The organism is Rhizobium sp. CG5 (assembly GCF_023701945.1).
Taxonomy (GTDB): Bacteria; Pseudomonadota; Alphaproteobacteria; order Rhizobiales; family Rhizobiaceae; genus Allorhizobium.
In genome coordinates this window covers 117,680-139,119 of the sequence record NZ_JABAEF010000004.1, presented here as the reverse complement: position 1 = coordinate 139,119, position 21,440 = coordinate 117,680, and the positions used below count along the sequence as shown (strand labels likewise).

Sequence of the window (21,440 nt, the reverse complement as noted above, 5' to 3'; positions counted from 1 at the left end):
CCAAACCGCAGCGGCCGGCAGATGCCGGTGACCGCGTCATAGTGTTTTCGGGCCCGAGCCGGCCTTCGGCCGCAGCTCACCGCCACGATACGTCTCGAGCAGGTTTGCGCGTTTCACTACACCTTCACCCGCCTGCCCTGCAAGCGCTGCGGCATGGATAAACGCATTCTGCCCCATCAGCTCGTCCATTTCGCTTCCCGAGAGCAGATGGAAGGCGGGAATCTCCGCCTCCGTTTCCATTCCCAGGTGCCAGGCCTTGCGAGCCTGGTCGATTTTTCGCACTCCATCCGCCGCCGCTTCCTTCGAATGGAAGACGGCGATCGCGTCGCCGCTGCGGATGGCGAGATCGACCTTGGCCGATCCCGTAACCAGCTGACCCGCCTTGCGCGCCAGGTTCATCATTCCGGCCAGCTGCGTGAGCAGCAACCGATCGACGACGACGCCGAGCTCCGGGTCCGCCTTGACGTCCGCCTTCAGGGCGCGGGCAAAGAGCTTCTTTGCCACCGCCTTGTCGACCGCCTCGCGGCTCACCGACACCCAGCATCCCCGGCCCGGAAGTTGCCGCTTGATATCCGGCACGATGCTTCCGTCCGGCGCCGCCACGAAACGGATCAACGTTTCCGGCGTGCCGCTCTGCCGCGTCACAATGCACATCCGACCGTTCACGTCGTCACCGCTGATATCGGCGTCGTCCGAGATCTCGTCAGCCGCACCGGCGGTCATCATTCGCTCCGTTCGACTTCTTCGCCTTCGGCCGCGACCGGTTCTTCAACCACCAGGTCTTCTTGCGTGATCCAGCCGGCCGCCAGACGGGCCTGAACGATCATGTTCTCGGCTTCGGCACGCGACACTTCGAACTTGCCGAACAGACCTTCAAACTTCTTGGTCTCGCCATCCTTGCGTTCGCTCCAGCCGACGAGATCGTCGGCGGCGCAGCCGGCAAAGTCCTCGATCGTCTTGATGCCGTCCTGACCGAGCGCGACCATCATCTGCGAGGTCATGCCGTCGATCGACCGCAGTTCATCGGCCACGCCGAGTTCCTTGCGCTTGGCATCCATTTCCGCCTCGATCTTCTCGAGATATTCGCGGGCGCGGGTCTGGATTTCTTCCGCCGTATCGTCGTCGAAACCGTCGATCGAGGCAATTTCGTCCAGCGCGACATAGGCCAGCTCTTCGACGGCCGCAAAGCCTTCGGAGGCCAGAACCTGGCCGACCATTTCGTCGACGTCGAGAGCGTCCATGAACAGGTTGGTGCGCTCGTTGAATTCCTTCTGGCGGCGCTCCGATTCCTCGGCTTCCGTCATGATGTCGATGTCCCAGCCGGTCAGCTGCGAGGCGAGCCGCACGTTCTGGCCGCGGCGGCCGATGGCCAGCGACAGCTGCTCATCCGGAACCACGACCTCGATGCGCTCAGCATCCTCGTCCAGAACCACCTTGGCGACTTCGGCCGGCTGCAGGGCGTTGACGATGAAAGACGCCGGATCCTGGCTCCACGGAATGATGTCGATCTTCTCGCCCTGAAGTTCGCCGACGACGGCCTGGACGCGGCTACCGCGCATACCGACGCAGGCACCGACCGGATCGATCGAGCTATCGTTCGAGATGACGGCGATCTTGGCGCGCGAACCCGGATCGCGGGCCACCGACTTGATCTGGATGATGCCGTCGTAGATTTCCGGCACTTCCATGGTGAAGAGCTTGACCATAAACTGCGGATGGGTGCGCGACAGGAAGATCTGCGGACCGCGCTGTTCGCGACGTACGTCATAGACATAGGCGCGCACACGGTCGCCGTAGCGGAAAGCTTCGCGCGGGATCATCTCGTCGCGACGGATAATGCCTTCGCCGCGGCCGAGATCGACAATCACATTGCCGTATTCGACGCGCTTGACGGTGCCGTTGACGATTTCGCCGACACGATCCTTGAATTCGTCGAACTGGCGGTCCCGCTCGGCTTCGCGCACCTTCTGCACGATGACCTGCTTGGCCGACTGGGCCGCGATACGGCCGAAATCCATCGGCGGCAGCGGATCGGCGATGAAGTCGCCGAGCTTGGCGTCGACATTGCGGTCGCGCGCCAGTTCCAGGGCGATCTGGGTGGAATAGTCTTCAACCTTCTCGACGACTTCGAGCAGGCGCTGCAGACGGATTTCACCGGTCTTGGAATTGATGTCGGCGCGAATGTTGGTTTCGGTACCATACCGCGACCGAGCCGCCTTCTGGATCGCGTCGGCCATTGCGGCGAGCACGATTTCGCGGTCGATGACCTTTTCGCGTGCGACCGCATCCGCGATCTGCAAAAGCTCAAGCCGGTTAGCACTGACTGCCATTGTCTTAAGTCTCCGTCTTCCTGCCGGGGCGCCGTGCCCGCGAGGCGATTAGTCTATCGATTGTTCTTCGTCTTCTTCGCCGTTCTGATTGGCGGCTTCAGCCCTTGCCAGCTTATCGGCCTTCAAAGCGTCGCGGATCAGATCGTCCGTCAGAATGAGCTTGGCTTCGGCCAGGGCCGTGAACGGAATGACCGTCACCGGCTCTTCGCCGTAGGCGACCTGGTCGCGCTCAAGCGTGAAACCCTCGGCGTCGACATGCACGATCTTGCCGCGGAAGCGCTTGCGGTTGTCGACCAGAATGGACGTCTCGCACTTGACGATATGGCCCTGCCAGCGGACGAAATCCGATACGCGAACCATCGGCCGGTCGATACCGGGCGACGACACTTCCAGATGATACGCCTTGTCGACCGGATCCTCAACGTCAAGCGCGGGCGAAATCGCCATCGACACTTCTTCGCAGTCGACGACGGTCATGGTGCCGTCAAGACGCTCCGCCATGACCTGAAGGGTCAGGCCGTTCTGGTTCATCAACCGGACACGAACGAGCTTGAAACCCATCGAGACCAGAACCGGCTCGATGATGTCAGCAAGGCGGCGATCAAGGCCTGTTTCAACGACAAGGCGCGGCTCGAGGTCTGGCTGCGTCGGAATATTTTCGGACAATCCTGTTCCTCCTGGAACATCCAGTGCTGATCTCGATCCAACAAAAAAGAGCGGGTCCTTGCGGGCCCACTCTTCATCTGCCGATCAAGAATTTACGGGTCATATACGCGTGCCCTGGCGAAATTGCAAGCTTTTCGCGACCCTTTGACAATTGCCGGGCATTTTGTCGGTTTGGGTGTTTCTCCGTAGGCAAGGCGCCTCCCTTCCGCCTATAGTCTAACCATTGAGAATCGCGGAATGGGTGTCAGGACGTGCCGGATCGCAGATCGCCTTTGGCGCCGCTGAAGAATGAATTTTATCGGACCATATGGTTTGCCAGCATTTCGTCCAATCTTGGCGGATTGATCCAGGGTGTCGGAGCTGCCTGGATGATGGCCTCCATTTCGACCTCCGAGAATATGGTGGCGCTGGTGCAGGCCTCCAACACCCTGCCGGTCATGCTGTTCTCCCTGCTTTCGGGCGCCATCGCCGACGGCTTTGACCGCCGCCGGGTCATGCTGACCTCGCAATTCTTCATGCTCACGGTTTCGGCAACGCTGGCCATCTGTGCCTATCTCGGCCTGATGACGCCGTGGCTGCTGCTGACCTTCACCTTCCTGATCGGCTGCGGCACGGCGCTCAACAATCCCTCCTGGCAGGCATCGGTCGGCGACATGGTGCCGCGCGAGGACCTGCCGGCGGCCGTGTCGCTCAACAGCATGGGCTTTAACATCACCCGCAGCGTCGGCCCGGCCATCGGGGGGGCGATCGTCGCTGCCGCTGGCGCAGCGTCGGCCTTTGCGGTCAACACGTTAAGCTATCTGGCCTTGATCTATGCCCTGCTGCGCTGGAAGCCGGACTATCCCAAGGCCGGCCTGCCGCGCGAAGAGCTTGGTCAGGCGATTTCCGCAGGACTGCGCTATGTCGCGATGTCGCCGAATATCGGCAAGGTGCTGTTCCGGGGTTTCGTTTTCGGCTTGACCGCAACGGCCGTGCTAGCCCTGCTGCCGATCGTGGCACGCGACGTGATCGGTGGCGGCCCTTTGACCTATGGCGTGCTGCTCGGCGCCTTCGGCGCGGGTGCGATCGGCGGGGCGCTGATGAGCGCCAGGCTTCGCGAACGGCTGTCGAGCGAAGACATCGTGCGCTGTGCCTTTGCCGGGTTTGCGGTCGGATCCGCGATCACCGGGGTCAGTTCGTCGACTCTGCTGACCAGCGCCGCCCTGTTTATCGCCGGTGCCTGCTGGGTTCTGGCGCTGTCGCTGTTCAACACCGTGGTGCAACTATCTGCGCCGCGCTGGGTGCTCGGGCGGGCATTGTCGCTCTACCAGACAGCCACCTTCGGCGGCATGGCGACCGGCAGCTGGTTTTGGGGTCTGATTGCCGAGAACTACGGGGTCGGCAATGCCCTTTTGTCCTCCAGCGTGTTGATGATCGTCGGCGTTGCCATCGGCTTCTGGCTTGCGATGCCGGCCTTCGCCACGCTGGATCTCGATCCACTCAACCATTTCAACGAACCGTCGCTCGGGCTGGATATCCGGCCACGCAGCGGTCCGATCGTCATCCAGATCGACTATGAGATCGCCGATGAAGACCTGGCCGAGTTTCTCGCCGCGATGGTCGAACGACGGCGTATCCGCATTCGCGATGGGGCGCGCAATTGGGCGCTGATGCGGGACCTCGAAATACCTGAGATCTGGACCGAGACCTATCACACGCCGACCTGGGTGGAATATGTCCGCCATAACCAGCGCCGCACCAAAGCCGATGCGGAGACGACCGACCGGCTGCTGGCGCTGCATCGCGGAGATGCCAAGCCGCGGGTGCACAGGATGATCGAACGGCAGGCCATCCCGCCGGCCGGCGATGTCTTTCACAAAGGGCATATCGATCCGCATTGACACCGCATCAGCGGCCCATCGGGGACCTTGACGAGCGCAGCAGCACTGACCCGCTGATCAAGCGACCGCTCAGCTATCTGAGCTTAGCCTTCAGGGATGAATCGGGATAACAGGTCGGCGCCATGCCGCTTTTCTGCTGCCAGTCGCCGAGCGAGCGCCGGGTCTTGAAGCCCGGCAGGCCATCGACCGTGCCGACATCGTAGCCCTTGGCGACCAGCGCCTTCTGCATGGCCAGCACGTCGGAGCGCAGCATCTTGCCGACATCGCCCCAGGCTCCGGCAAAGGCGCCGCTGCCATGGGCGATGCGGTCGGCCAGATTGCCGATGAACAGAGCGTAGAGGTCGGAATTGTTATATTCCTTGATCACATAGAAATTCGGGCTGACGAGAAATTCCGGGCCATGGGTGCCGGCCGGCATGAGCATCATGGTGCGCTCGCCAAGTTCCGCCTTCGGGAAGGCCTTGCCGGAGATGCGCTTGATGCCGGTCGCGGCCCATTTCGACAGGGGCTGGGCCTTGTCCGGCCCTTCCTGCGCGCAGCTGACGCCGGCTGGAATGCTCACCTCGAAACCCCAGTCGCGGCCCCTCTGCCAGCCGCTCTTGGCCAGATAGTTGGCGATCGAGGCAAGGCTGTCGGGCACGGAATTCCAGATGTCGCGATGGCCGTCGCCATCGAAATCGACGGCATATTTCAGATAGCTGGTCGGCAGGAATTGCGGCTGGCCGAGCGCACCGGCCCAGGACCCCATCATCCGGGAGGCGGCAATATCGCCGCCTTCGACGATATGCAAAGCCGAGATCAGTTCACGGGTGAAAAGATCCTTGCGGGTCGACATGAAGGCCTTGGTGGCCAGCACCTCGATGGCCGGATGCGGCAGTTTCGCCTGGCCGAAGCCGGATTCGCGACCCCAGATGGCGACGATCACCGATCCCGGCACGCCATAAGTCGCCTCGATGCGGCGCAGGGTGCCGGCATGTTTGGCGGCCAGGCTGCGGCCGGTGCCGGCCAGGCCCTGCAGACGCTTCTCGCTGAAATAGGCGCCGGGCGACGAAAATTCGGCCTGGCTCTGGCTGCGATCCTTCGGCGGGGCCGATCCCGGCGGCACCAGATCCGGCAGGTCCCAGTCGAGTTTAAGGTCGGCCGTTGCCGCATCGAACACCTTGCGGGAGACGCCGGATTTTTCTGCCTGCGGCCAGAGGTCTGCCTTCAGCCAGGACTGGAACTGCTCTTCGACCTCGGCCTTGGAGGCGGCTTGGACCGGAGCGGATGGTATGGCCAGCAAAAGGCTCAGAACCGAGAAAACCGCTCCATGGATATAGCTCTTCATGCCGCATCTCCCTTAGGTCGGCCAAAAATCAGATCACGGTGCGGGCCCGGATAGCGGCCGACAGCGTGCCCTCGTCCAGATAATCGAGTTCGCCGCCGACCGGCACGCCATGGGCGAGCCGGGTGATGCGCACGTCCAGCCCGGTCAGGTGATCCGTTATATAGTGGGCTGTGGTTTGCCCCTCGACGGTCGCGTTGACCGCGATGATGATCTCGCGAATGCCGCCCTTGGCGACGCGGTCGATCAGCCCCTTGATGTTGAGGTCATCCGGCCCGACACCGTCGAGCGGCGACAGGGTGCCGCCGAGAACATGGTAGGCAGCGTTCAGCACGCCGGCCCGCTCCAGCGCCCAGAGATCGGAAACGTCTTCGACGACGATGATCACCGACTGGTCGCGACGGTCGTCGGTGCAGACCGTGCAGGGGTCGATCGTATCGACATTGCCGCAATGGGAGCAGATCTTGACCTTGTCATAGGCCTCGCCCATGGCGTGGCCGAGAGGCCCCAGCAGCTGGTCCTTCTTCTTGATCAGATGCAGCGCAGCGCGGCGCGCCGATCGCGGCCCAAGGCCCGGCACTTTCGCCAGGAGCTGGATCAGTTTTTCGATTTCGGGACCGGTGACTCGCTTTGCCATTGGCCGCTTCTAGCGCATATCTAGGCAAAGCGGAATCGTCTAATGGAGTGCCTCCGATGAAAATCCTTGCCGTCTGCATAGGTTCGGCAGAGACCCTGACGGGCAAGTCGTACAAGACAGGCATCTTCAAAATACCGGTTTCAGGGCCGGTCCAGGTCGATGGGGAAGGCCTGCTCGGCGATAGGATCTGCAATCGCAAGCACCATGGCGGTCCGGATCAGGCCGTCTATATCGAGGGTGGCACGACGCTCGACTGGTGGGCCGAGCAACTCGGCCAACCCATTGCTCCCGGCACGTTCGGCGAAAACCTGGTGATATCCGATCTCGACAATCGCGATGTAGCCGTCGGCGACCGGTTCGTGATCGGCCCTTTGATCCTGGAGGCGACCGCACCCCGCACCCCTTGCGCCACGTTCGCCGCCCGGATGAACGATCCGATGCTCGTCAAACGCTACACGGCGGCGGGCCGGCCGGGGATCTATTGCCGGGTCCTGGCGCCGGGCTTGGTGGAGGCCGGCCAGGCAGTACGGCACGAACTTTTTGCCGGCGACCGTGTGACCATGCCCGAGCTCTTGGCGGCCTATGGCAGCAAGCGGGACAATCCCGATATCGCCCGCTATCTGGCAGCGCCGCTGGCGATCCGGATCCGAGCTTATTTTACGCAGAAACTGTAGCCCCGGCCAACGACTGCGCATGACGGATGAGCGATTTGGCGGCAAGACCTGCCGAGTTCATGTAGCTCGGGTCGCGATGCAGCATCGCCACCGAAAAGCAGCCGTCCAGCAGCAGCATGATTTGCCGGGCAAGATCGCCGGAACCGGCAATTCCTGCCGCCTCGATCTTCTGCATCAGCCAGCATTCGAAGGCCTTCTTGTGCGCTCGTCCGATCTGCAACGCCGGATGGCCCGGCAGGTTGGCAAGCTCGGCCGAGGTTCTGAGGAAACCGCAACCCTTCCAGTCCGCACGCGCAGCCGCAATCGCGAGATGGTCGAAAATCGCCGAGACGCGATCGCCGACATCGCCTTCGGCCGCGTCGAACCAGCGGCGATAGGCGGCCAGGTTCGGTTGGTCGCGATGGGACAGATAGGCCGCGATCAGGTCGTCCTTGCTCTTGAAGTGGCAGTAAAGCGACTTCTTGGTGATACCGGCCTCGTGCGCCACCGCGTCCACGCTGACAGCCCGGATGCCTTCGCGGTAGAACAGCCGGTTGGCGGCGGAAATGATCCGCTCTCGGGTCGATATTTCTTCCATAATGAAAAGGTATACTGACCAGTGAGTATACACAAGCGCGGCAATGGGGAATGCTCCAATCGTCTGGTCTGGAGGGACGGCGATGGAGCGGGAAGCGGTTCGGATCATCTGCAGCGACGCCATCCCGCTGCGCGGTCATTGGTGGTCACCTCGGTCCAAGGCCGGTCAGATTGTCGTCATCAATCCGGCGACCGGGGTCGCCGCCCGCTACTACCACCGCTATGCCGCATTTCTCGCCGACCACGGTTTCGAGGTCCTGACATATGACTACCGCGGCATAGGCCTGTCACGGCCCGAACGATTGTCGGGCTCCGGCTTCGATTGGACCCAGTGGGGCGAGCGGGACGTGGAGGCCGCGCTGACATTCGCCATGGACCGTTCCGGACGAGACAGCGTTACGGTCGTCGGCCACAGCATCGGCGGCGTGCTGCCCGGTTACGCCGCGAGCGCCTTTACCATAGACCGGATGCTGACGGTCGGCGCTCAATATGCCTATTGGCCTGATTACAAAGCCGGCGATCGTCTTCAGCTATTTTTGAAATGGCATCTGGCGATGCCGTTGCTCACCGTGCTGTTCGGCTATTTTCCAGGCCGTCGTCTGGGTTGGCTGGAAGACCTGCCGGCAGGGGTCGCCTACGAGTGGGGCTTTCGCGGCAAGCGCCTCGAAGCGCGTCTCGACCCGGCAAGAACCGAGCGGATACTGTCCAGCTTTGCCGCCGTCACGGCGCCGATCCTGGCGATCAGCACGTCGGATGATCCCTTCGCCACGGCCGAAGCCGTGTCCCGCGGACTGGACTATTACAGCGGTGCGGAGCCGCAAAAGGTCATGCTTGAGCCGCAGGATCTCGGGCAGGAGCAGGTCGGCCATTTCGGCCTGTTCCACGATCGCCACGCATCCGGCTTCTGGCTGGATACGATCTTATGGCTGCGGGACGGGATCAATCCCTGGCCGCAGCGGCTGTATCCCTGATCAGAACGGCAGCTTCATGCCGGGCGGGATGGGAAGGCCGGCGGTCATTTCCTTGGTCTTTTCGGCCATCACCGCTTCGGCTTTGTCCTTGGCATCCTTGTGGGCCGCGACAATCAGGTCCTCGAGGATCTCGACATCGTCTTCCTTGAACAGCGACGGGTCGATCTTCAGACCCTTCAGATCGCCCTTGCCGGTCATGGTGACCACGACAAGACCGCCGCCCGACTGACCCTGGACTTCGAGCGCGGCGATTTCCGCCTGCATCTGTTCCATCTTGGCCTGCATTTCCTTGACCTTGCCCATCATGCCCATGATGTCGCGCATCGTCATATCTCCTTGGGTTTATCGTCGAGCTTAAAATTCGATGTCGTCGCCCGGAAGGATGTCGCCTTCGACCGATTCGGCGGCGGCCGGCAGGCTTGGCATCTCGTCCTCGACGGCTGCGGCACGGATGCGAACGTCGGTGACCTTGGCGCCTGGAAAGCGGGCGAGGATGGCCGCCACATCGGGATCCTGCATGGCATCGGTCAGGCGCGCCTGGCGCTGCGAGGTCTCGGTTTCGGCAAGGGTGGCATCGCCTTCTTCGCGGCTGAGGATGACCATCCAGCGGATCTCGGTCCATTCCTCGAGCCGCTTCTGCAGATCGCTGACGATGGCGCGCGGCGCGTCTGCCGGCAGGTTGATCTCCAGCCGTCCGGGCTCCAGCTTGACCAGCCGCACGAAACTCCTGAGCAGTGCGCGCAGGCGCGGATCGCGGTTTTTCGAGCAAAGCTCGGCGATATCATCGAGCGAATTGACCGGCACCTTCGGCACAGGGGCTTCGGCCGGCTGAATGTCGCGCCTTTCGGCTGGCTGTGGCGCGTTCTGGCTGGTCGGCACGGCCTGCAGATGCGCAACAGGCGCGTGACTTGCAGGCCGCGGCGCCATGTCGGGCGCGGCCTGATGGGCAACGGCCTGGGTGCGATAGGACGCTTGTGGTGCTGCCCCGCCGCCGCGCGGCGGCGATGGTGCGCGGTCGACGGCGCCACCCTCCTGGCTCATCTCGAGAAGCCGGCGGGCCGCATCTTCCGGCGACGGGAGATGGGCGGCATGGGTCAGGCGGATCAGCACCATTTCGGCAGCGCCGGCCGGCCGCGACGAGTTCTCGGCCTCGGGAATGCCCTTCAGCAGCATCTGCCAGATGCGCGACAGGGCCGTGACCGCCACGCTTTCGGCAAATTCGCCGCCGCGCAACCGTTCGACTTCGCTCAGCGACGGATCGTTCAGCGCACCGGGAATATATTTGAGGCGGGTGACCAGATGGGTGAAATCGGCAAGATCGGTCAGCACCACGGTCGGGTTGGCGCCGGCCTCGTACTGGCTGCCGAATTCGTCGAGGGCGGCGGCCACTTCGCCGTTGACGATATGGGCGAAGAGATCGACGATGCGGGCGCGATCGGCAAGGCCGAGCATGGCCCGCACGGCATCCGCCTTCACTTCGCCGACACCATGGGCGATCGCCTGGTCGAGCAGCGACAGACCGTCGCGCGCCGACCCTTCGGCAGCGCGGGCGATCATCGCCAGGGCATCCTCTTCGGCGACGATCCCCTCTTTCGAGGCAATGGTCGAAAACAGGCCGACCAGATCGCCGGCGCTGATGCGCCTCAGATCGAAACGCTGGCAGCGCGACAGGACGGTGATCGGAACCTTGCGGATTTCCGTGGTGGCAAAGATGAATTTCACATGTTCCGGCGGCTCTTCGAGCGTCTTCAACAGGCCGTTGAAGGCCTGGGTCGAGAGCATGTGCACTTCGTCGATGATATAGACCTTGTAGCGCGCCGAAACCGGCCGGTAGCGCACCTGCTCGATGATCTCGCGGATATCGTCGATGCCGGTATGGGAGGCGGCGTCCATCTCGATGACGTCGACATGCCGGCCTTCCATGATCGCCTGGCAGTGTTCGCCGGGCACGCGCAGGTCGATGGTCGGCCGGTCGATCTCGGATGTCTTGTAGTTCAGCGCCCGCGCCAGGATGCGCGCCGTCGTGGTCTTGCCCACCCCGCGCACGCCGGTCAGCATATAGGCCTGCGCAATGCGACCCGTCTCGAAGGCGTTGGTGAGGGTGCGGACCATCGGCTCCTGGCCGACCATGAGGTCCGTGAAATCTTTCGGCCGGTATTTGCGGGCGAGAACCCGGTAGCCGGCGCCGGCGTTTTTCTCACCTGCTGCTGTCGGCTCCAAATCGCTCATCGCCCTGCCAGCCTTTATACTCCGCCCGGTGGGTGGGCATGGTCCGGCCCCGCTTTGATCGCCGGCCGGAAAGAACGAAAGGTGGGAGGCTGGCGCGATGACCCGCGCCGTGCTCGTTAGGGCTGCTTCCTTCCGGACCTGACCCGGTTGGCGAGTGGCTCGTCCACCACCAACCTCCCAAGCGCACATATCGGCAATAACGACAGCAAATGCAAGCCAAGGCTCCAAAAAACTGTTATGGGAAAGAAAAATCAGGGAGGACTGCCGTGGGAACATTCACGCTGGATGAAAGATTGGCGCGTGACAGCGAGCTGTTGATGCGCATGGGCCTGTGTGAATTGCGGCTCATGGGCGATAGTCGCTGGCCCTGGCTGCTGCTGGTGCCGCAGCGGCCTGGGATCACCGAGCTGTTCGAACTGACGCCTCTCGACCAGGCCATGCTGACCTTCGAGCAGATCACCGTGGCCGCCGCGCTGAAAACCGCAACGGGAGCGACCAAGATCAATGTCGGCGCCCTTGGCAATATCGTTCGCCAGCTCCATGTTCATGTGATCGCCCGCAGCGAAGGCGATGCCAACTGGCCCGGTCCGGTCTGGGGCCACGGCACGGCCATCGCTTACGACGACGGCGACAGACAAGCATTCAAAACGAGACTTCTCGAAGCCCTGCAATGATCAAGACATCCATTTTCGACATTTCCGCCCCCCATCCCGAACCCAGCGCATTGACCGCCTTCGCCCAGAACGGTCTCGATCGGGATGCCGAGCACCGCGACGAGACCTGTCTGGAAAAGGCCCTTTCGGTGGAAGGTGCCCATATTCTCGCCTTTGCCGGCAATGCGCTGGTGCTGAAACATGACGGCCAGGTGCTCGATCCGCTGTTTGCGCCTTACGAGCTGCCGGGGCTTGACCCCGACCTCGAGAACGCCGTTCTTCTCGGCTATCAGCCCAGCGGCGAACCGCGGATCGCGCTGCCGGTCAGGTCAAGCGCCGAGGCGCTTGCCAACGACTACAAGATCGCCGACGGGCGGGCGCTGTTTCGCGATGCACTGATCGGCGAAGAGCTTTTGGGCGAAGTGGCGCAGGCCCTGAGCTTGCTGCACTGGAACGCCGACAATCGCTTCTGCGGCAAATGCGGAAGCCGCACCGAAAGCCGTGTCGGCGGCTACAAGCGCGTCTGCAGCGCCTGCGAACACACGAGTTTTCCCCGCACCGATCCGGTGGTCATCATGATGGCGATCGACGAAGCGCGTGACCTCTGCCTGCTTGGCCGCAGCCATCGCTTCCCAGCGGGCATGTACTCCTGCCTTGCCGGTTTCGTCGAGCCCGGGGAAACCATTGAAAATGCCGTGCGCCGCGAGACCCAGGAGGAATCCGGCATCGATATCGGCCGGGTTCGCTACCACGCCTCGCAGCCATGGCCGATGCCGCATCAGTTGATGATCGGCTGCTATGCCGAAGCCTTGAGCACCGAGATCATCCGCGACGAAACCGAGCTTGAGGATTGCCGCTGGTTCACCCGCGACGAGGTTGCGGCCATGCTGGAGGAGCGCTCGACCGACGGCCGCGCGGCTCCCATCGATGGCACAATCGCCAACCGGCTGATGGCCGATTGGCTGGAATGGCCGGCCTGACCGGTCACGATCAAGCCCCGATCCGTCGTTGATCAGAGCCTGGCGCGCATGGGATGGCCCTTGTAGACGCCAAGGATGCGGACCTTTTCGGAGAAGAAGCGCAGCTCTTCCAGGGCCTGGCGGACCGGCACATCGTCGGGATGGCCTTCGATATCGGCGTAGAACTGGGTCGCCACGAAGGTGCCGCCGATCTGGTAGCTTTCGAGCTTCGTCATGTTGATGCCGTTTGTCGCAAAGCCACCCATGGCCTTGTAGAGGGCTGCCGGAATATTGCGAACGTTGAACACGAAGGTGGTCACGAACAGTTCGTCGGGGCTGACGCGCTCTGCCAGCTTTTCCTCGCCGGACAGCACCACGAAACGGGTGACGTTGTTTTCCGTGTCCTCGACATTCTCCGCAATGATCTCAAGGCCATAGAGGTCGGCCGCCAATCGAGGCGCAAGGGCTGCCATCGACCGGTCACCGGTTTCCGATACCAGCTTGGCGGCTCCGGCCGTATCGCCGGCCACGACCGGCTTCCAGCCGCTGCCGCGGATGATCTTGCGGCACTGGCCCAGCGCATGGATATGGCTGTGAACGGTCTTGATCTCGTCGCGCTTGACACCCGGCAGCACCATCAGCTGGAAGCGGATCGGCATGAAATATTCGCCGATGATATGCAGGCGCGATTCGGGCAGGAGATAATGGATATCCGCGACGCGGCCGGCGATGGTGTTTTCGATCGGGATCATCGCCAGATCCGCATCGCCGTTTTCGACCGCCACGAAGGCATCCTCGAAGGTCGGGCACGGAAGCGGCGCCATATCGGGGAACATGTCACGGCAGGCCATGTCCGAATTGGCGCCATAATCGCCCTGGAAGGCGATGTTATTTGTTACGCTCGTCATCATTGTCATCCGTTACTGGGATTTCCGGCCAAGGATCTGGCGGGCTTTCTCAAGATCCTCCGGTGTATCGACACCGAGCGGCACGGAGTTGACGATTTCCACGTCGATCCGCAGCCCCGCCTCCAGCGCCCGCAACTGCTCCAGCGATTCGCGCCGTTCCAGAACGGAAGGCGAGAGGCTGACAAACTTCTCCAGGGCTGCGCGACGATAGGCATAGAGGCCGATGTGGTGATAAAGCGGGCCAGCGCCGTAAGGGGCGGTGGCGCGGGTGAAATAGAGTGCGCGCAAGCGGCTGTCGGACAGCGGCGAGCCGACCACCTTCACCACATTGGGATTGGTCTTTTCGTGCTCGTCGGTGATCTCGACGGTCAGCGTGGCAATATCGGTTGAGGGATTGTCCAGGGGCCTAAGGGCAGCGCGGATCGTCTCCGGCTCGACCGTCGGCAAATCGCCCTGGACATTGATGATCGTCTCGAAACGACCGTCCGGATCGGCCTTCGTCAGGGCTTCGTATATGCGGTCCGAACCGGACTGGTGGTCGGCACGGGTCATGACGACCTCGAAGCCGGCGGCCGATACGGCCTCGACGATCCTCTGATCATCGACGGCCACAATGATTCGTCCGACATCGGCTTCACGGGCTCGCATGGCGACCTGAACGATCATCGGCAGGCCGCCAATTTCCGCAAGTGGCTTGCCCGGAAGGCGGGTGGAAGACATTCTGGCCGGGATCAGCACCAGCACTTTGTCAAATCGGCTATTATTCATTGTCGGCCCTTCTATTCCCACACGAAAAGTGTCAAAAAGTCTCAGTCTCGGGATCACAATCGTATTGCAACTGTCAAGCAAAAGTCATAGGTTCCGCGCGATTTCAAGGTCTACCGGTCCGTGATCCGCCGGTTGCAAGGGGAGCGTCTGTAGATGAATTCATATGTGAACATGGGCGTCGGTGCTTTGCTCGGCACAGTTTTCGTCCTGATGTCCGTGTCCATAGCCTCCGAAGGGATTTTCCATGCGGAAGTTCCCGAGAAGGAAGGCTACGCCATCGTGGCGGAGGTTTCGAGTGAAGCTGGAGCGGGCGCCGAAACGGCAGCCGCAGCAACGCCGATCGCGGTGCTGCTGGCCAGCGCTGATGCCACGGCTGGCGAAGCGGTTTTCAAGAAATGTGTCAGCTGTCACACCGGCGAAAAGGGTGGAGCCAACAAGGTCGGCCCCAATCTTTTCGGCCTGGTCGAGCGCCCGATCGCAACCCATGAAGGCTTCGGCTATTCGGCTGCCATCAAGGATTTTTCGAAGGGCGGCACGGTCACCTGGACCTATGACAACCTCAACCACTTCCTGACGGCCCCGAAGAAGTTCATTGCCGGTACGGCCATGGGTTTTGCCGGCCTCAAGAAGGACGACGAGCGCGCCAACCTGATCGCCTATCTGCGCACGCTGTCGGATGCGCCGGTTGCCCTGCCCGATCCGGCCGCAGCCCCGGCGCCGGCCACGAACTGAGTTCAGGCAAACCATTTTCGCTATGACGATGCCCGGCCAAAAGCCGGGCATTTTTTGTTGGCATGGATCAATGGATCTGCCGGGTGGCCCTTGGAGCGCTGCTGACTCGACCCGTCGACCGCATGAAAAAGGCGCCCGGGTTGCCCCGGGCGCCTCCTTGTCATTCAGCCCGTGGCAATTACTGCCAGCTCTTGACGAGCTCGTCGTAATTGACCGTGACCGGCTTTTCCTTCTCGTTCTCGACCTTCAGCTGCGGTGCCAGATTGCCAGCCTTGACGGCGTCAGCATTCCAGTAGGCCAGGTCATGCTCTTCGGCGAGCTTCGGACCGATATCGCCCTGAACGCCAGCGCGTTCCAGGCGCTGCATCACCTTTTCCTGTTCGGCGCACAGCGAATCCATCGCTTCCTGGGCGGATTTTGCCCCGGACGATGCATCGCCGATCGCCTGCCACCACAACTGGGCCAGCTTCGGATAGTCAGGAACATTGGTGCCGGTCGGCGACCACTGCACGCGGGCCGGCGAGCGGTAGAACTCGATCAGACCGCCGAGTTCCGGCGCCCGCTTGGTGAAGCTTTCATGCCGGATCGACGATTCGCGGATCAGCGTCAGGCCGACATGGCTCTTCTTCACATCCACGGTCTTCGAGGTGACGAACTGAGCATAGAGCCAGGCCGCCTTGGCGCGATCGTCCGGTGTCGACTTCATCAGCGTCCAAGACCCGACGTCCTGATAGCCGAGCTTCATGCCGTCCTTCCAGTAAACGCCGTGCGGCGACGGGGCGAAACGCCATTTCGGCGTGCCGTCTTCGTTGACCACCGGCAGGCCGGGCTTGACCATGTCGGCGGTAAACGCCGTGTACATGAACATCTGCTGGGCGACTTCACCCTGGGCCGGAACCGGGCCGGATTCCGAGAAGGTCATGCCCTGGGCGGAGGCCGGTGCATAGGCCTTCATCCAGTCCAGATATTTCTGGATGGCATAGACCGAGGCCGGGCCGTTGGTATCGCCGCCGCGGGCAACGCAAGAGCCGACAGGCTGCGACTTGTCATTGACCTTGATGCCCCATTCGTCGACCGGCAGGCCGTTGGGCAGGCCCTTGTCGCCATTGCCGGCCATGGAGAGCCAGGCATCGGTGAAGCGCCAGCCGAGCGACGGGTCCTTCTTGCCATAGTCCATGTGACCATAGACCTTCTTGCCGTCGATCTCCCGTCCGGTGAAGAATTCGGCGATATCCTCATAGGCCGACCAGTTGACCGGAACACCAAGATCATAGCCGTATTTCGCCTTGAAATCGGCCTTGTTCTTCTCGTCGTTGAACCAATCGTAGCGGAACCAGTAGAGGTTGGCGAACTGCTGGTCGGGCAGCTGATACAAATCGCCATCCGGTGCCGTGGTGAATTTCAGGCCGATGAAATCGTTCAGGTCCAGGCCGGGATTGGTAACGTCCTTGCCTTCGTTGGCCATCCAGTCGGTCAAGGAGCGAGCCTGCTGATAGCGCCAATGGGTGCCGATCAGGTCGCTGTCGTTGACAAAGGCGTCGTAGATATTCTCGCCGGACTGCATCTGCGTCTGCAGCTTTTCGACCACGTCGCCTTCGCCGATCAGGTCATGGGTGATCTTGATGCCGGTGATGTCGGTAAACGCCTTGGCGAGCGTCTTCGATTCATATTCGTGCGTGGTGATGGTTTCCGAGACCACCTTGATGTCCATGCCGACAAAAGGCTTGGCCGCATCGATGAACCACTGCATTTCCTTTTCCTGCTCGGCCCGGGACAGCGATGACATGTCGCCGATTTCCGCGTCGAGGAATGACTTGGCTTCATCCATGCCGGCATAGGCTACGCCGGTGAATGCCAGCAGAATGCCTGCTGTTGTCGTCAGAAGTTGCCGTCGCATGATAATCCTCCCAAAGGTTTGCGATTGCATTTCAAACAGTCCGGACGGCCGTTTACTTCCGGCCAACCGTCTTGGCTTGCCCTAGACGAAGCGGAAAACGCCGATCGCGTAGACCACCGACAGGGCGAGAGCCCACCACAGGCTGGGGCCTCCCAGGCCCAACCATGCGAGATGAATAAAGGCCGAGCCGAGCAGCGACACGAAGAGCCGGTCGCCGCGAGTCGTCTCAAAGCGCAGCACGCCGACCCGCGGATTTCCGCCGGGCGACAGATATTCCCAAACCGCCATGCCGATCAGCAGAGCGAGAATGGTGACGAAAAACAGGGCCGTCGGCAGCGTCCAGGCCATCCAGGAAAAATTCATGACCGTCCTCCCTTAGACGCGACCCAGGGCAAAGCCCTTGGCGATGTAGTTGCGGACGAAATAGATGACGAGGGCGCCCGGGATGATGGTCAGCACGCCGGCCGCCGCCAGCACGCCCCAATCCATGCCCGAGGCCGACACCGTGCGGGTCATGGTGGCGGCGATCGGCTTGGCGTCCGTGGTCGTCAGCGTGCGGGCAATCAGCAGCTCCACCCAGGAAAACATGAAGCAGAAGAAGGCCGCCACCCCGATGCCGCTGGCGATCAGCGGTATGAAGATCTTCACGAAGAAGCGTGGGAACGAATAGCCGTCGATATAGGCAGTTTCGTCGATTTCCTTCGGCACGCCGGACATGAAGCCTTCGAGGATCCACACCGCCAGCGGCACATTGAACAGGCAATGGGCGATGGCGACCGCGATATGGGTGTCGATCAGCCCGAAGGCCGAATAAAGCTGGAAGAACGGCAATGCAAAGACGGCCGGCGGCGCCATACGGTTGGTCAGCAGCCAGAAGAACAGGTGCTTGTCGCCGAGGAAGCGGTAGCGCGAGAAGGCATAGGCTGCCGGCAGGGCCGCCGACACCGAGATCACCATGTTCATCACGACATAGATGATCGAGTTGATATAGCCGTTATACCAGGACGGATCGGAAAAGATCACCCCGTAATTCCTGAGCGTCGGGTTCTGCGGCCAGAGCGAGAAGGCGCCGAGGATTTCGGCATTCTCCTTGAAGCTCATGTTGACCAGCCAGTAGATCGGCAGCAGCAGCAGCGCGATGTAGATCGTCGGGATCAGAAAGGCATAAGAGAAGCCTTGGGAACGGGTGTTCATCAGTCTTTCCTCCCCGCATTGCTATCGGCAGCGTCGCTGCTGGTCATGACGGTGTAGAAGATCCACGACAGGGCCAGGATGATCAGGAAGTAGATGATCGACATGGCGGCTGCCGGACCCAGGTCGAACTGGCCGACCGCCATCTTGACCAGGTCGATCGACAGAAAGGTCGTGGAATTGCCGGGACCGCCGCCGGTGACGACGAAGGGTTCGGTATAGATCATGAAACTATCCATGAAGCGCAGCAGCACGGCGATCAGCAGCACGCGCTTCATCTTCGGCAGCTGGATATAGCGGAAGACGGAGAAGCGGGATGCCCCGTCGATCTTGGCGGCCTGATAATAGGCATCCGGGATCGACACGAGGCCGGCATAGCAGAGCAGCACGACAAGGCTGGTCCAGTGCCAGACATCCATGACGATGACCGTGACCCAGGCATCGACCGGATCCTGCGTATAGTTGTAGTCGATGCCGAGCGCTGTCAGGTAGTGACCGAGGAAGCCGATATCGACGCGGCCGAAGACCTGCCAGATGGTGCCGACGACATTCCAGGGGATCAGCAGCGGCAGCGCCATCAGCACCAGGCAGACCGGCACGCCGGGGCCGGTTTTCGGCATGTTGAGCGCAATGAAGATACCAAGCGGGATCTCGATGGCCAGGATAACGACCGAGAAGATCAGGTTGCGGGTCAGCGCATTCCAGAACCGGTCGGAGGACAGCATTTCGACATACCAGTCGGTGCCGGCCCAGAAGAACTCGTTGTTGCCAAAGGTATCCTGCACCGAATAGTTCACCACCGTCATCAAGGGAATGACGGCGGAGAAGGCGACCAGCACCAGCACGGGCAGCACCAGAAACCAGGCCTTGTTGTTCCAGGTCTTTTCCATCGGTTCAGCTCCCCATGTCCACGCGCCAGCTGTCGGCATAGATGCTGACGGCGGACAGATCGAAACTCAGGCGCGGATCGGCCGGGATCTCGTCATCCTCACGGGCGACGATGGCCACGGGATAACCGGCAAACGAGGCGCGGATGATCTTCTGCCGGCCGATATCCTCGATCTTGTCGATGGTCACCGGCATGCCCTCCCGGCCGAGTCGCACGAATTCCGGCCGGATGCCGAATTCGATCTTGGCCCCGGTAGCCAACACCGGCGCACCGGCCAGCGCAATCTGCTGATCACCGATCCGGGCGACCGCGCCGCTGATTGCGACCGGCATGAAATTCATGCCCGGAGAGCCGATGAAATAGCCGACGAAGGTATGCTTGGGTCGTTCGAAAAGTTCGGCGGGCGTGCCGATCTGGACGATTTGGCCGTCATACATGACGACCACCTTGTCGGCGAAGGTCAGCGCTTCGGTCTGGTCGTGGGTGACATAGACCATGGTGAAGCCGAACTGGCGGTGCAACTGCTTCAGCTGCGTGCGCAGCACCCATTTCATGTGGGGATCGATGACCGTCAGGGGCTCGTCGAACAGGATGGCGTTGACGTCGGAGCGCACCAGGCCGCGGCCAAGCGAGATCTTTTGCTTCTGGTCGGCCGTCAGCCCCTGCGCCTTGCGCTTGGCCCAGGCTTCGAGGTCAATCATCTTGAGGATTTCGCGGACGCGGCGATCGACATCGGCTTCCGGAACGCGGCGATTGCGCAAGGGAAAGGCCAGATTGTCATAAACCGACATGGTGTCGTAGACGACCGGGAACTGGAAAACCTGGGCGATGTTGCGCGCTTCGGTCGACAGCTGCGTCACATCGGCGCCATCGAACAGGATCCGCCCCTCCGACGGATGGATGAGGCCGGAAATGATGTTGAGCAGCGTGGTCTTGCCGCAACCGGACGGTCCCAGCAGCGCATAGGCGCCGCCATCGGCCCATTCGTGATGCACTTCCTTGAGCGCGTAACTGCCGGCGGCAGCGGCCTTCGGGCTATAAGCATGGCGGATATGATCGAGAGAAATGCGCGCCATGATCGTTACTCCCCTGCCCCGGTCAGCGCCCGGCCGGACGGATCGAATGCCATGAGATGGCGGGTATCGAGATAGACATCGACCATGCGGTCGGGCTCGATATCGTGAATGCCATGGGCGAGCATCACCCAGCGGGCGCCGGCATAATCCAGATGCACATAGCTTTCAGAGCCGGAAATCTCCGAGATCAGTGAGCGGGCAGACAGGCGCTGGGCCGTCGCATGCTCGGAGGCCAGCGACAGATGATGCGGATGGAAGGCCACCGTCAGCGGTCCGTCGGCAATGGCGGCCAAATGGGCCGGCACCACCAGCGACGGCTCGCCGGCCACCAGGAATTGCGATCCCGACTTGGTGACGTCGATCGTATTGAGTGGGGGATCGGCGAAGGTGCGGGCCGTCACCAGATGGGCGGGTTTGCGATAGACTTCGATGGTCGGTCCGAACTGGGTGATGCGCCCTTCGCTGAGGGTAGCGGTATTGCCGCCCAGCAGCAGCGCTTCCGAAGGCTCGGTGGTCGCATAGACGAAGATCGCGCCCGATTCGGCAAAAATCTTCGGCAGTTCCAGGCGCAGTTCTTCGCGCAGCTTATAGTCGAGATTGGCCAGCGGCTCGTCGAGCAGCACAAGGCTGGCATTCTTGACGATGGCCCGGGCGAGCGCCGTGCGCTGCTGCTGGCCGCCGGAGAGATTGAGTGGCGTGCGGTCGAGATAGGGTGTCAGCTTCAGAAGTTCCGCCGCCTTGCGCACCTCGCGGTCGATGGTGGCCTTGTCTGCCTTCTTGAGGCGCATCGGCGAGGCGATGTTTTCGTATACCGTCAGGCCAGGATAGTTGATGAACTGCTGGTAGACCATGGCGATGCTGCGATCCTGCACGCGCAGGCCGGTCACATCCTTGCCGTCGAAATGGATCGAGCCGCTGGCAGGCTTGTCGAGCCCAGCCATCAGCCGCATCAGCGAGGTCTTGCCCGACAGGGTCGGCCCCAGCAGGACATTCAGCGTGCCCCGCTCAAGCACGAGATCGGTCGGGTGAATGTGGGTTTCCCCGCCCGCCGTCTTAGATATGTTACGCAATTCCAGCATC

At 61.9% G+C, this 21,440-nt stretch carries 22 protein-coding genes and 1 other RNA gene; 6 read left to right on the top strand and 17 right to left on the bottom strand.

Going from position 1 to position 21,440, the window contains the following annotated elements; genetic code table 11:
* Nucleotides 1-36: 36 nt before the first annotated feature.
* Genes HGO38_RS08665 through rimP form a run of 3 tightly spaced genes read right to left on the bottom strand, consistent with a single transcriptional unit; the run spans nucleotide 37 to nucleotide 2,996 of the window.
* Nucleotides 37-726, bottom strand: a complete 690-nt coding sequence (locus tag HGO38_RS08665) for an RNA-binding protein (protein ID WP_250955490.1) — start codon at nucleotides 724-726, stop codon at nucleotides 37-39.
* Nucleotides 723-2,330 (bottom strand): transcription termination factor NusA, encoded by a 1,608-nt coding sequence (gene nusA, locus HGO38_RS08660; protein ID WP_250955489.1) that lies wholly within the window; start codon nucleotides 2,328-2,330, stop codon nucleotides 723-725. Before nusA ends, HGO38_RS08665 begins: the two co-directional genes overlap by 4 nt.
* A gap of 48 nt (nucleotides 2,331-2,378) precedes the next feature.
* Nucleotides 2,379-2,996: a ribosome maturation factor RimP gene (rimP, locus tag HGO38_RS08655; RefSeq protein ID WP_250955488.1), complete on the bottom strand. Its 618-nt coding sequence runs from the start codon at nucleotides 2,994-2,996 to the stop codon at nucleotides 2,379-2,381.
* 251 nt (nucleotides 2,997-3,247) lie between these two features.
* Between rimP and HGO38_RS08650 the strand changes: the two genes are divergently transcribed.
* Entirely contained in the window at nucleotides 3,248-4,876 is a 1,629-nt protein-coding gene (locus HGO38_RS08650; protein ID WP_250955487.1) for an MFS transporter, read from the top strand.
* 73 nt (nucleotides 4,877-4,949) lie between these two features.
* Here the strand turns inward: HGO38_RS08650 and HGO38_RS08645 are convergent, their stop codons facing one another.
* Nucleotides 4,950-6,203, bottom strand: a complete 1,254-nt coding sequence (locus tag HGO38_RS08645) for a lytic murein transglycosylase (RefSeq protein ID WP_250955486.1) — start codon at nucleotides 6,201-6,203, stop codon at nucleotides 4,950-4,952.
* A 28-nt stretch (nucleotides 6,204-6,231) separates the two neighbouring features.
* Nucleotides 6,232-6,837, bottom strand: coding sequence for a recombination mediator RecR (gene recR / locus HGO38_RS08640; RefSeq protein WP_250955485.1), 606 nt, complete (start codon nucleotides 6,835-6,837; stop codon nucleotides 6,232-6,234).
* Between the two features lie 56 nt (nucleotides 6,838-6,893).
* On the opposite strand from recR, the gene HGO38_RS08635 reads away from it, so the two are divergent.
* A complete protein-coding gene (locus HGO38_RS08635; RefSeq protein WP_250955484.1) occupies nucleotides 6,894-7,511 on the top strand; it encodes an MOSC domain-containing protein in 618 nt (205 codons plus the stop codon).
* Here the strand turns inward: HGO38_RS08635 and HGO38_RS08630 are convergent.
* On the bottom strand, nucleotides 7,495-8,088 hold the full coding sequence (locus HGO38_RS08630) for a TetR/AcrR family transcriptional regulator (protein WP_250955483.1): 594 nt from the start codon (nucleotides 8,086-8,088) through the stop codon (nucleotides 7,495-7,497). The genes HGO38_RS08635 and HGO38_RS08630 overlap by 17 nt on opposite strands.
* Nucleotides 8,089-8,170: 82 nt before the next feature.
* Here HGO38_RS08630 and HGO38_RS08625 point away from each other — a divergent pair, with 82 nt between their 5' ends.
* The gene (locus HGO38_RS08625) at nucleotides 8,171-9,058 is read left to right on the top strand and encodes an alpha/beta hydrolase family protein (protein WP_250955482.1); all 888 of its coding nucleotides are present in this window, start codon (nucleotides 8,171-8,173) and stop codon (nucleotides 9,056-9,058) included.
* Here HGO38_RS08625 and HGO38_RS08620 read toward each other — a convergent pair whose 3' ends face one another.
* The 3 genes from HGO38_RS08620 to ffs form a co-directional block, all read right to left on the bottom strand.
* Nucleotides 9,059-9,382, bottom strand: coding sequence for a YbaB/EbfC family nucleoid-associated protein (locus tag HGO38_RS08620; RefSeq protein WP_168473623.1), 324 nt, complete (start codon nucleotides 9,380-9,382; stop codon nucleotides 9,059-9,061). It abuts the gene before it with no gap.
* Between the two features lie 30 nt (nucleotides 9,383-9,412).
* A complete protein-coding gene (locus tag HGO38_RS08615; RefSeq protein WP_250955481.1) occupies nucleotides 9,413-11,287 on the bottom strand; it encodes a DNA polymerase III subunit gamma/tau in 1,875 nt (624 codons plus the stop codon).
* Nucleotides 11,288-11,368: 81 nt separating this feature from the next.
* Nucleotides 11,369-11,465: signal recognition particle sRNA small type (gene ffs / locus HGO38_RS08610), an RNA gene on the bottom strand.
* Between the two features lie 31 nt (nucleotides 11,466-11,496).
* Between ffs and HGO38_RS08605 the strand changes: the two genes are divergently transcribed.
* Together HGO38_RS08605 and nudC are read left to right on the top strand one after the other, a co-directional pair.
* Nucleotides 11,497-11,961, top strand: a complete 465-nt coding sequence (locus tag HGO38_RS08605; RefSeq protein WP_250955480.1) for an HIT domain-containing protein — start codon at nucleotides 11,497-11,499, stop codon at nucleotides 11,959-11,961.
* On the top strand, nucleotides 11,961-12,920 hold the full coding sequence (gene nudC / locus HGO38_RS08600; protein ID WP_250955677.1) for an NAD(+) diphosphatase: 960 nt from the start codon (nucleotides 11,961-11,963) through the stop codon (nucleotides 12,918-12,920). Before HGO38_RS08605 ends, nudC begins: the two co-directional genes overlap by 1 nt.
* A 32-nt stretch (nucleotides 12,921-12,952) precedes the next feature.
* On the opposite strand, the gene HGO38_RS08595 is transcribed toward nudC, so the two are convergent.
* Both HGO38_RS08595 and HGO38_RS08590 read right to left on the bottom strand, forming a co-directional pair.
* Nucleotides 12,953-13,807 (bottom strand): prephenate dehydratase, encoded by an 855-nt coding sequence (locus HGO38_RS08595; RefSeq protein WP_250955479.1) that lies wholly within the window; start codon nucleotides 13,805-13,807, stop codon nucleotides 12,953-12,955.
* 12 nt (nucleotides 13,808-13,819) lie between these two features.
* Complete coding sequence (locus HGO38_RS08590) at nucleotides 13,820-14,575, bottom strand: 3-deoxy-manno-octulosonate cytidylyltransferase (protein ID WP_250955478.1); 756 nt, start codon at nucleotides 14,573-14,575, stop codon at nucleotides 13,820-13,822.
* 153 nt (nucleotides 14,576-14,728) lie between these two features.
* Between HGO38_RS08590 and HGO38_RS08585 the strand changes: the two genes are divergently transcribed.
* Nucleotides 14,729-15,307 carry a c-type cytochrome gene (locus HGO38_RS08585; protein ID WP_250955477.1) on the top strand — a complete coding sequence of 193 codons (579 nt, stop codon included), beginning with the start codon at nucleotides 14,729-14,731 and terminating at the stop codon, nucleotides 15,305-15,307.
* A 178-nt stretch (nucleotides 15,308-15,485) separates the two neighbouring features.
* Here the strand turns inward: HGO38_RS08585 and HGO38_RS08580 are convergent, their stop codons facing one another.
* The 6 genes from HGO38_RS08580 to HGO38_RS08555 all read right to left on the bottom strand — a co-directional run bounded on the left by HGO38_RS08580 (nucleotide 15,486) and on the right by HGO38_RS08555 (nucleotide 21,439).
* Complete coding sequence (locus HGO38_RS08580) at nucleotides 15,486-17,204, bottom strand: ABC transporter substrate-binding protein (RefSeq protein ID WP_250955476.1); 1,719 nt, start codon at nucleotides 17,202-17,204, stop codon at nucleotides 15,486-15,488.
* A gap of 81 nt (nucleotides 17,205-17,285) precedes the next feature.
* Nucleotides 17,286-17,567, bottom strand: a complete 282-nt coding sequence (locus HGO38_RS08575; protein ID WP_250955475.1) for a DUF2160 domain-containing protein — start codon at nucleotides 17,565-17,567, stop codon at nucleotides 17,286-17,288.
* A 12-nt stretch (nucleotides 17,568-17,579) separates the two neighbouring features.
* Entirely contained in the window at nucleotides 17,580-18,398 is an 819-nt protein-coding gene (locus tag HGO38_RS08570; RefSeq protein ID WP_250955474.1) for a carbohydrate ABC transporter permease, read from the bottom strand.
* Nucleotides 18,398-19,285 carry a carbohydrate ABC transporter permease gene (locus tag HGO38_RS08565; RefSeq protein ID WP_250955473.1) on the bottom strand — a complete coding sequence of 296 codons (888 nt, stop codon included), beginning with the start codon at nucleotides 19,283-19,285 and terminating at the stop codon, nucleotides 18,398-18,400. The genes HGO38_RS08570 and HGO38_RS08565 overlap by 1 nt, the downstream gene beginning before the upstream one ends.
* A gap of 4 nt (nucleotides 19,286-19,289) precedes the next feature.
* On the bottom strand, nucleotides 19,290-20,360 hold the full coding sequence (locus HGO38_RS08560) for an ABC transporter ATP-binding protein (RefSeq protein WP_250955472.1): 1,071 nt from the start codon (nucleotides 20,358-20,360) through the stop codon (nucleotides 19,290-19,292).
* Between the two features lie 5 nt (nucleotides 20,361-20,365).
* Nucleotides 20,366-21,439 (bottom strand): ABC transporter ATP-binding protein, encoded by a 1,074-nt coding sequence (locus HGO38_RS08555; RefSeq protein WP_250955471.1) that lies wholly within the window; start codon nucleotides 21,437-21,439, stop codon nucleotides 20,366-20,368.
* Nucleotide 21,440: the final 1 nt, after the last annotated feature.

What these genes read in the sequence shown, in the direction of transcription:
- HGO38_RS08635 (WP_250955484.1), top strand. Translation starts at nt 6,894, where the DNA reads ATGAAAATCCTTGCCGTCTGCATAGGTTCGGCAGAGACCCTGACGGGC.
- HGO38_RS08630 (WP_250955483.1), bottom strand. Translation starts at nt 8,088, where the DNA reads ATGGAAGAAATATCGACCCGAGAGCGGATCATTTCCGCCGCCAACCGG.
- nusA (WP_250955489.1), bottom strand. Translation starts at nt 2,330, where the DNA reads ATGGCAGTCAGTGCTAACCGGCTTGAGCTTTTGCAGATCGCGGATGCG.
- HGO38_RS08645 (WP_250955486.1), bottom strand. Translation starts at nt 6,203, where the DNA reads ATGAAGAGCTATATCCATGGAGCGGTTTTCTCGGTTCTGAGCCTTTTG.
- HGO38_RS08570 (WP_250955474.1), bottom strand. Translation starts at nt 18,398, where the DNA reads ATGAACACCCGTTCCCAAGGCTTCTCTTATGCCTTTCTGATCCCGACG.
- HGO38_RS08575 (WP_250955475.1), bottom strand. Translation starts at nt 17,567, where the DNA reads ATGAATTTTTCCTGGATGGCCTGGACGCTGCCGACGGCCCTGTTTTTC.
- HGO38_RS08665 (WP_250955490.1), bottom strand. Translation starts at nt 726, where the DNA reads ATGATGACCGCCGGTGCGGCTGACGAGATCTCGGACGACGCCGATATC.
- HGO38_RS08580 (WP_250955476.1), bottom strand. Translation starts at nt 17,204, where the DNA reads ATGCGACGGCAACTTCTGACGACAACAGCAGGCATTCTGCTGGCATTC.
- HGO38_RS08620 (WP_168473623.1), bottom strand. Translation starts at nt 9,382, where the DNA reads ATGCGCGACATCATGGGCATGATGGGCAAGGTCAAGGAAATGCAGGCC.
- HGO38_RS08565 (WP_250955473.1), bottom strand. Translation starts at nt 19,285, where the DNA reads ATGGAAAAGACCTGGAACAACAAGGCCTGGTTTCTGGTGCTGCCCGTG.
- recR (WP_250955485.1), bottom strand. Translation starts at nt 6,837, where the DNA reads ATGGCAAAGCGAGTCACCGGTCCCGAAATCGAAAAACTGATCCAGCTC.
- HGO38_RS08585 (WP_250955477.1), top strand. Translation starts at nt 14,729, where the DNA reads ATGAATTCATATGTGAACATGGGCGTCGGTGCTTTGCTCGGCACAGTT.
- HGO38_RS08625 (WP_250955482.1), top strand. Translation starts at nt 8,171, where the DNA reads ATGGAGCGGGAAGCGGTTCGGATCATCTGCAGCGACGCCATCCCGCTG.
- HGO38_RS08555 (WP_250955471.1), bottom strand. Translation starts at nt 21,439, where the DNA reads ATGCTGGAATTGCGTAACATATCTAAGACGGCGGGCGGGGAAACCCAC.
- HGO38_RS08595 (WP_250955479.1), bottom strand. Translation starts at nt 13,807, where the DNA reads ATGACGAGCGTAACAAATAACATCGCCTTCCAGGGCGATTATGGCGCC.
- HGO38_RS08590 (WP_250955478.1), bottom strand. Translation starts at nt 14,575, where the DNA reads ATGAATAATAGCCGATTTGACAAAGTGCTGGTGCTGATCCCGGCCAGA.
- HGO38_RS08615 (WP_250955481.1), bottom strand. Translation starts at nt 11,287, where the DNA reads ATGAGCGATTTGGAGCCGACAGCAGCAGGTGAGAAAAACGCCGGCGCC.
- HGO38_RS08560 (WP_250955472.1), bottom strand. Translation starts at nt 20,360, where the DNA reads ATGGCGCGCATTTCTCTCGATCATATCCGCCATGCTTATAGCCCGAAG.
- HGO38_RS08605 (WP_250955480.1), top strand. Translation starts at nt 11,497, where the DNA reads ATGCAAGCCAAGGCTCCAAAAAACTGTTATGGGAAAGAAAAATCAGGG.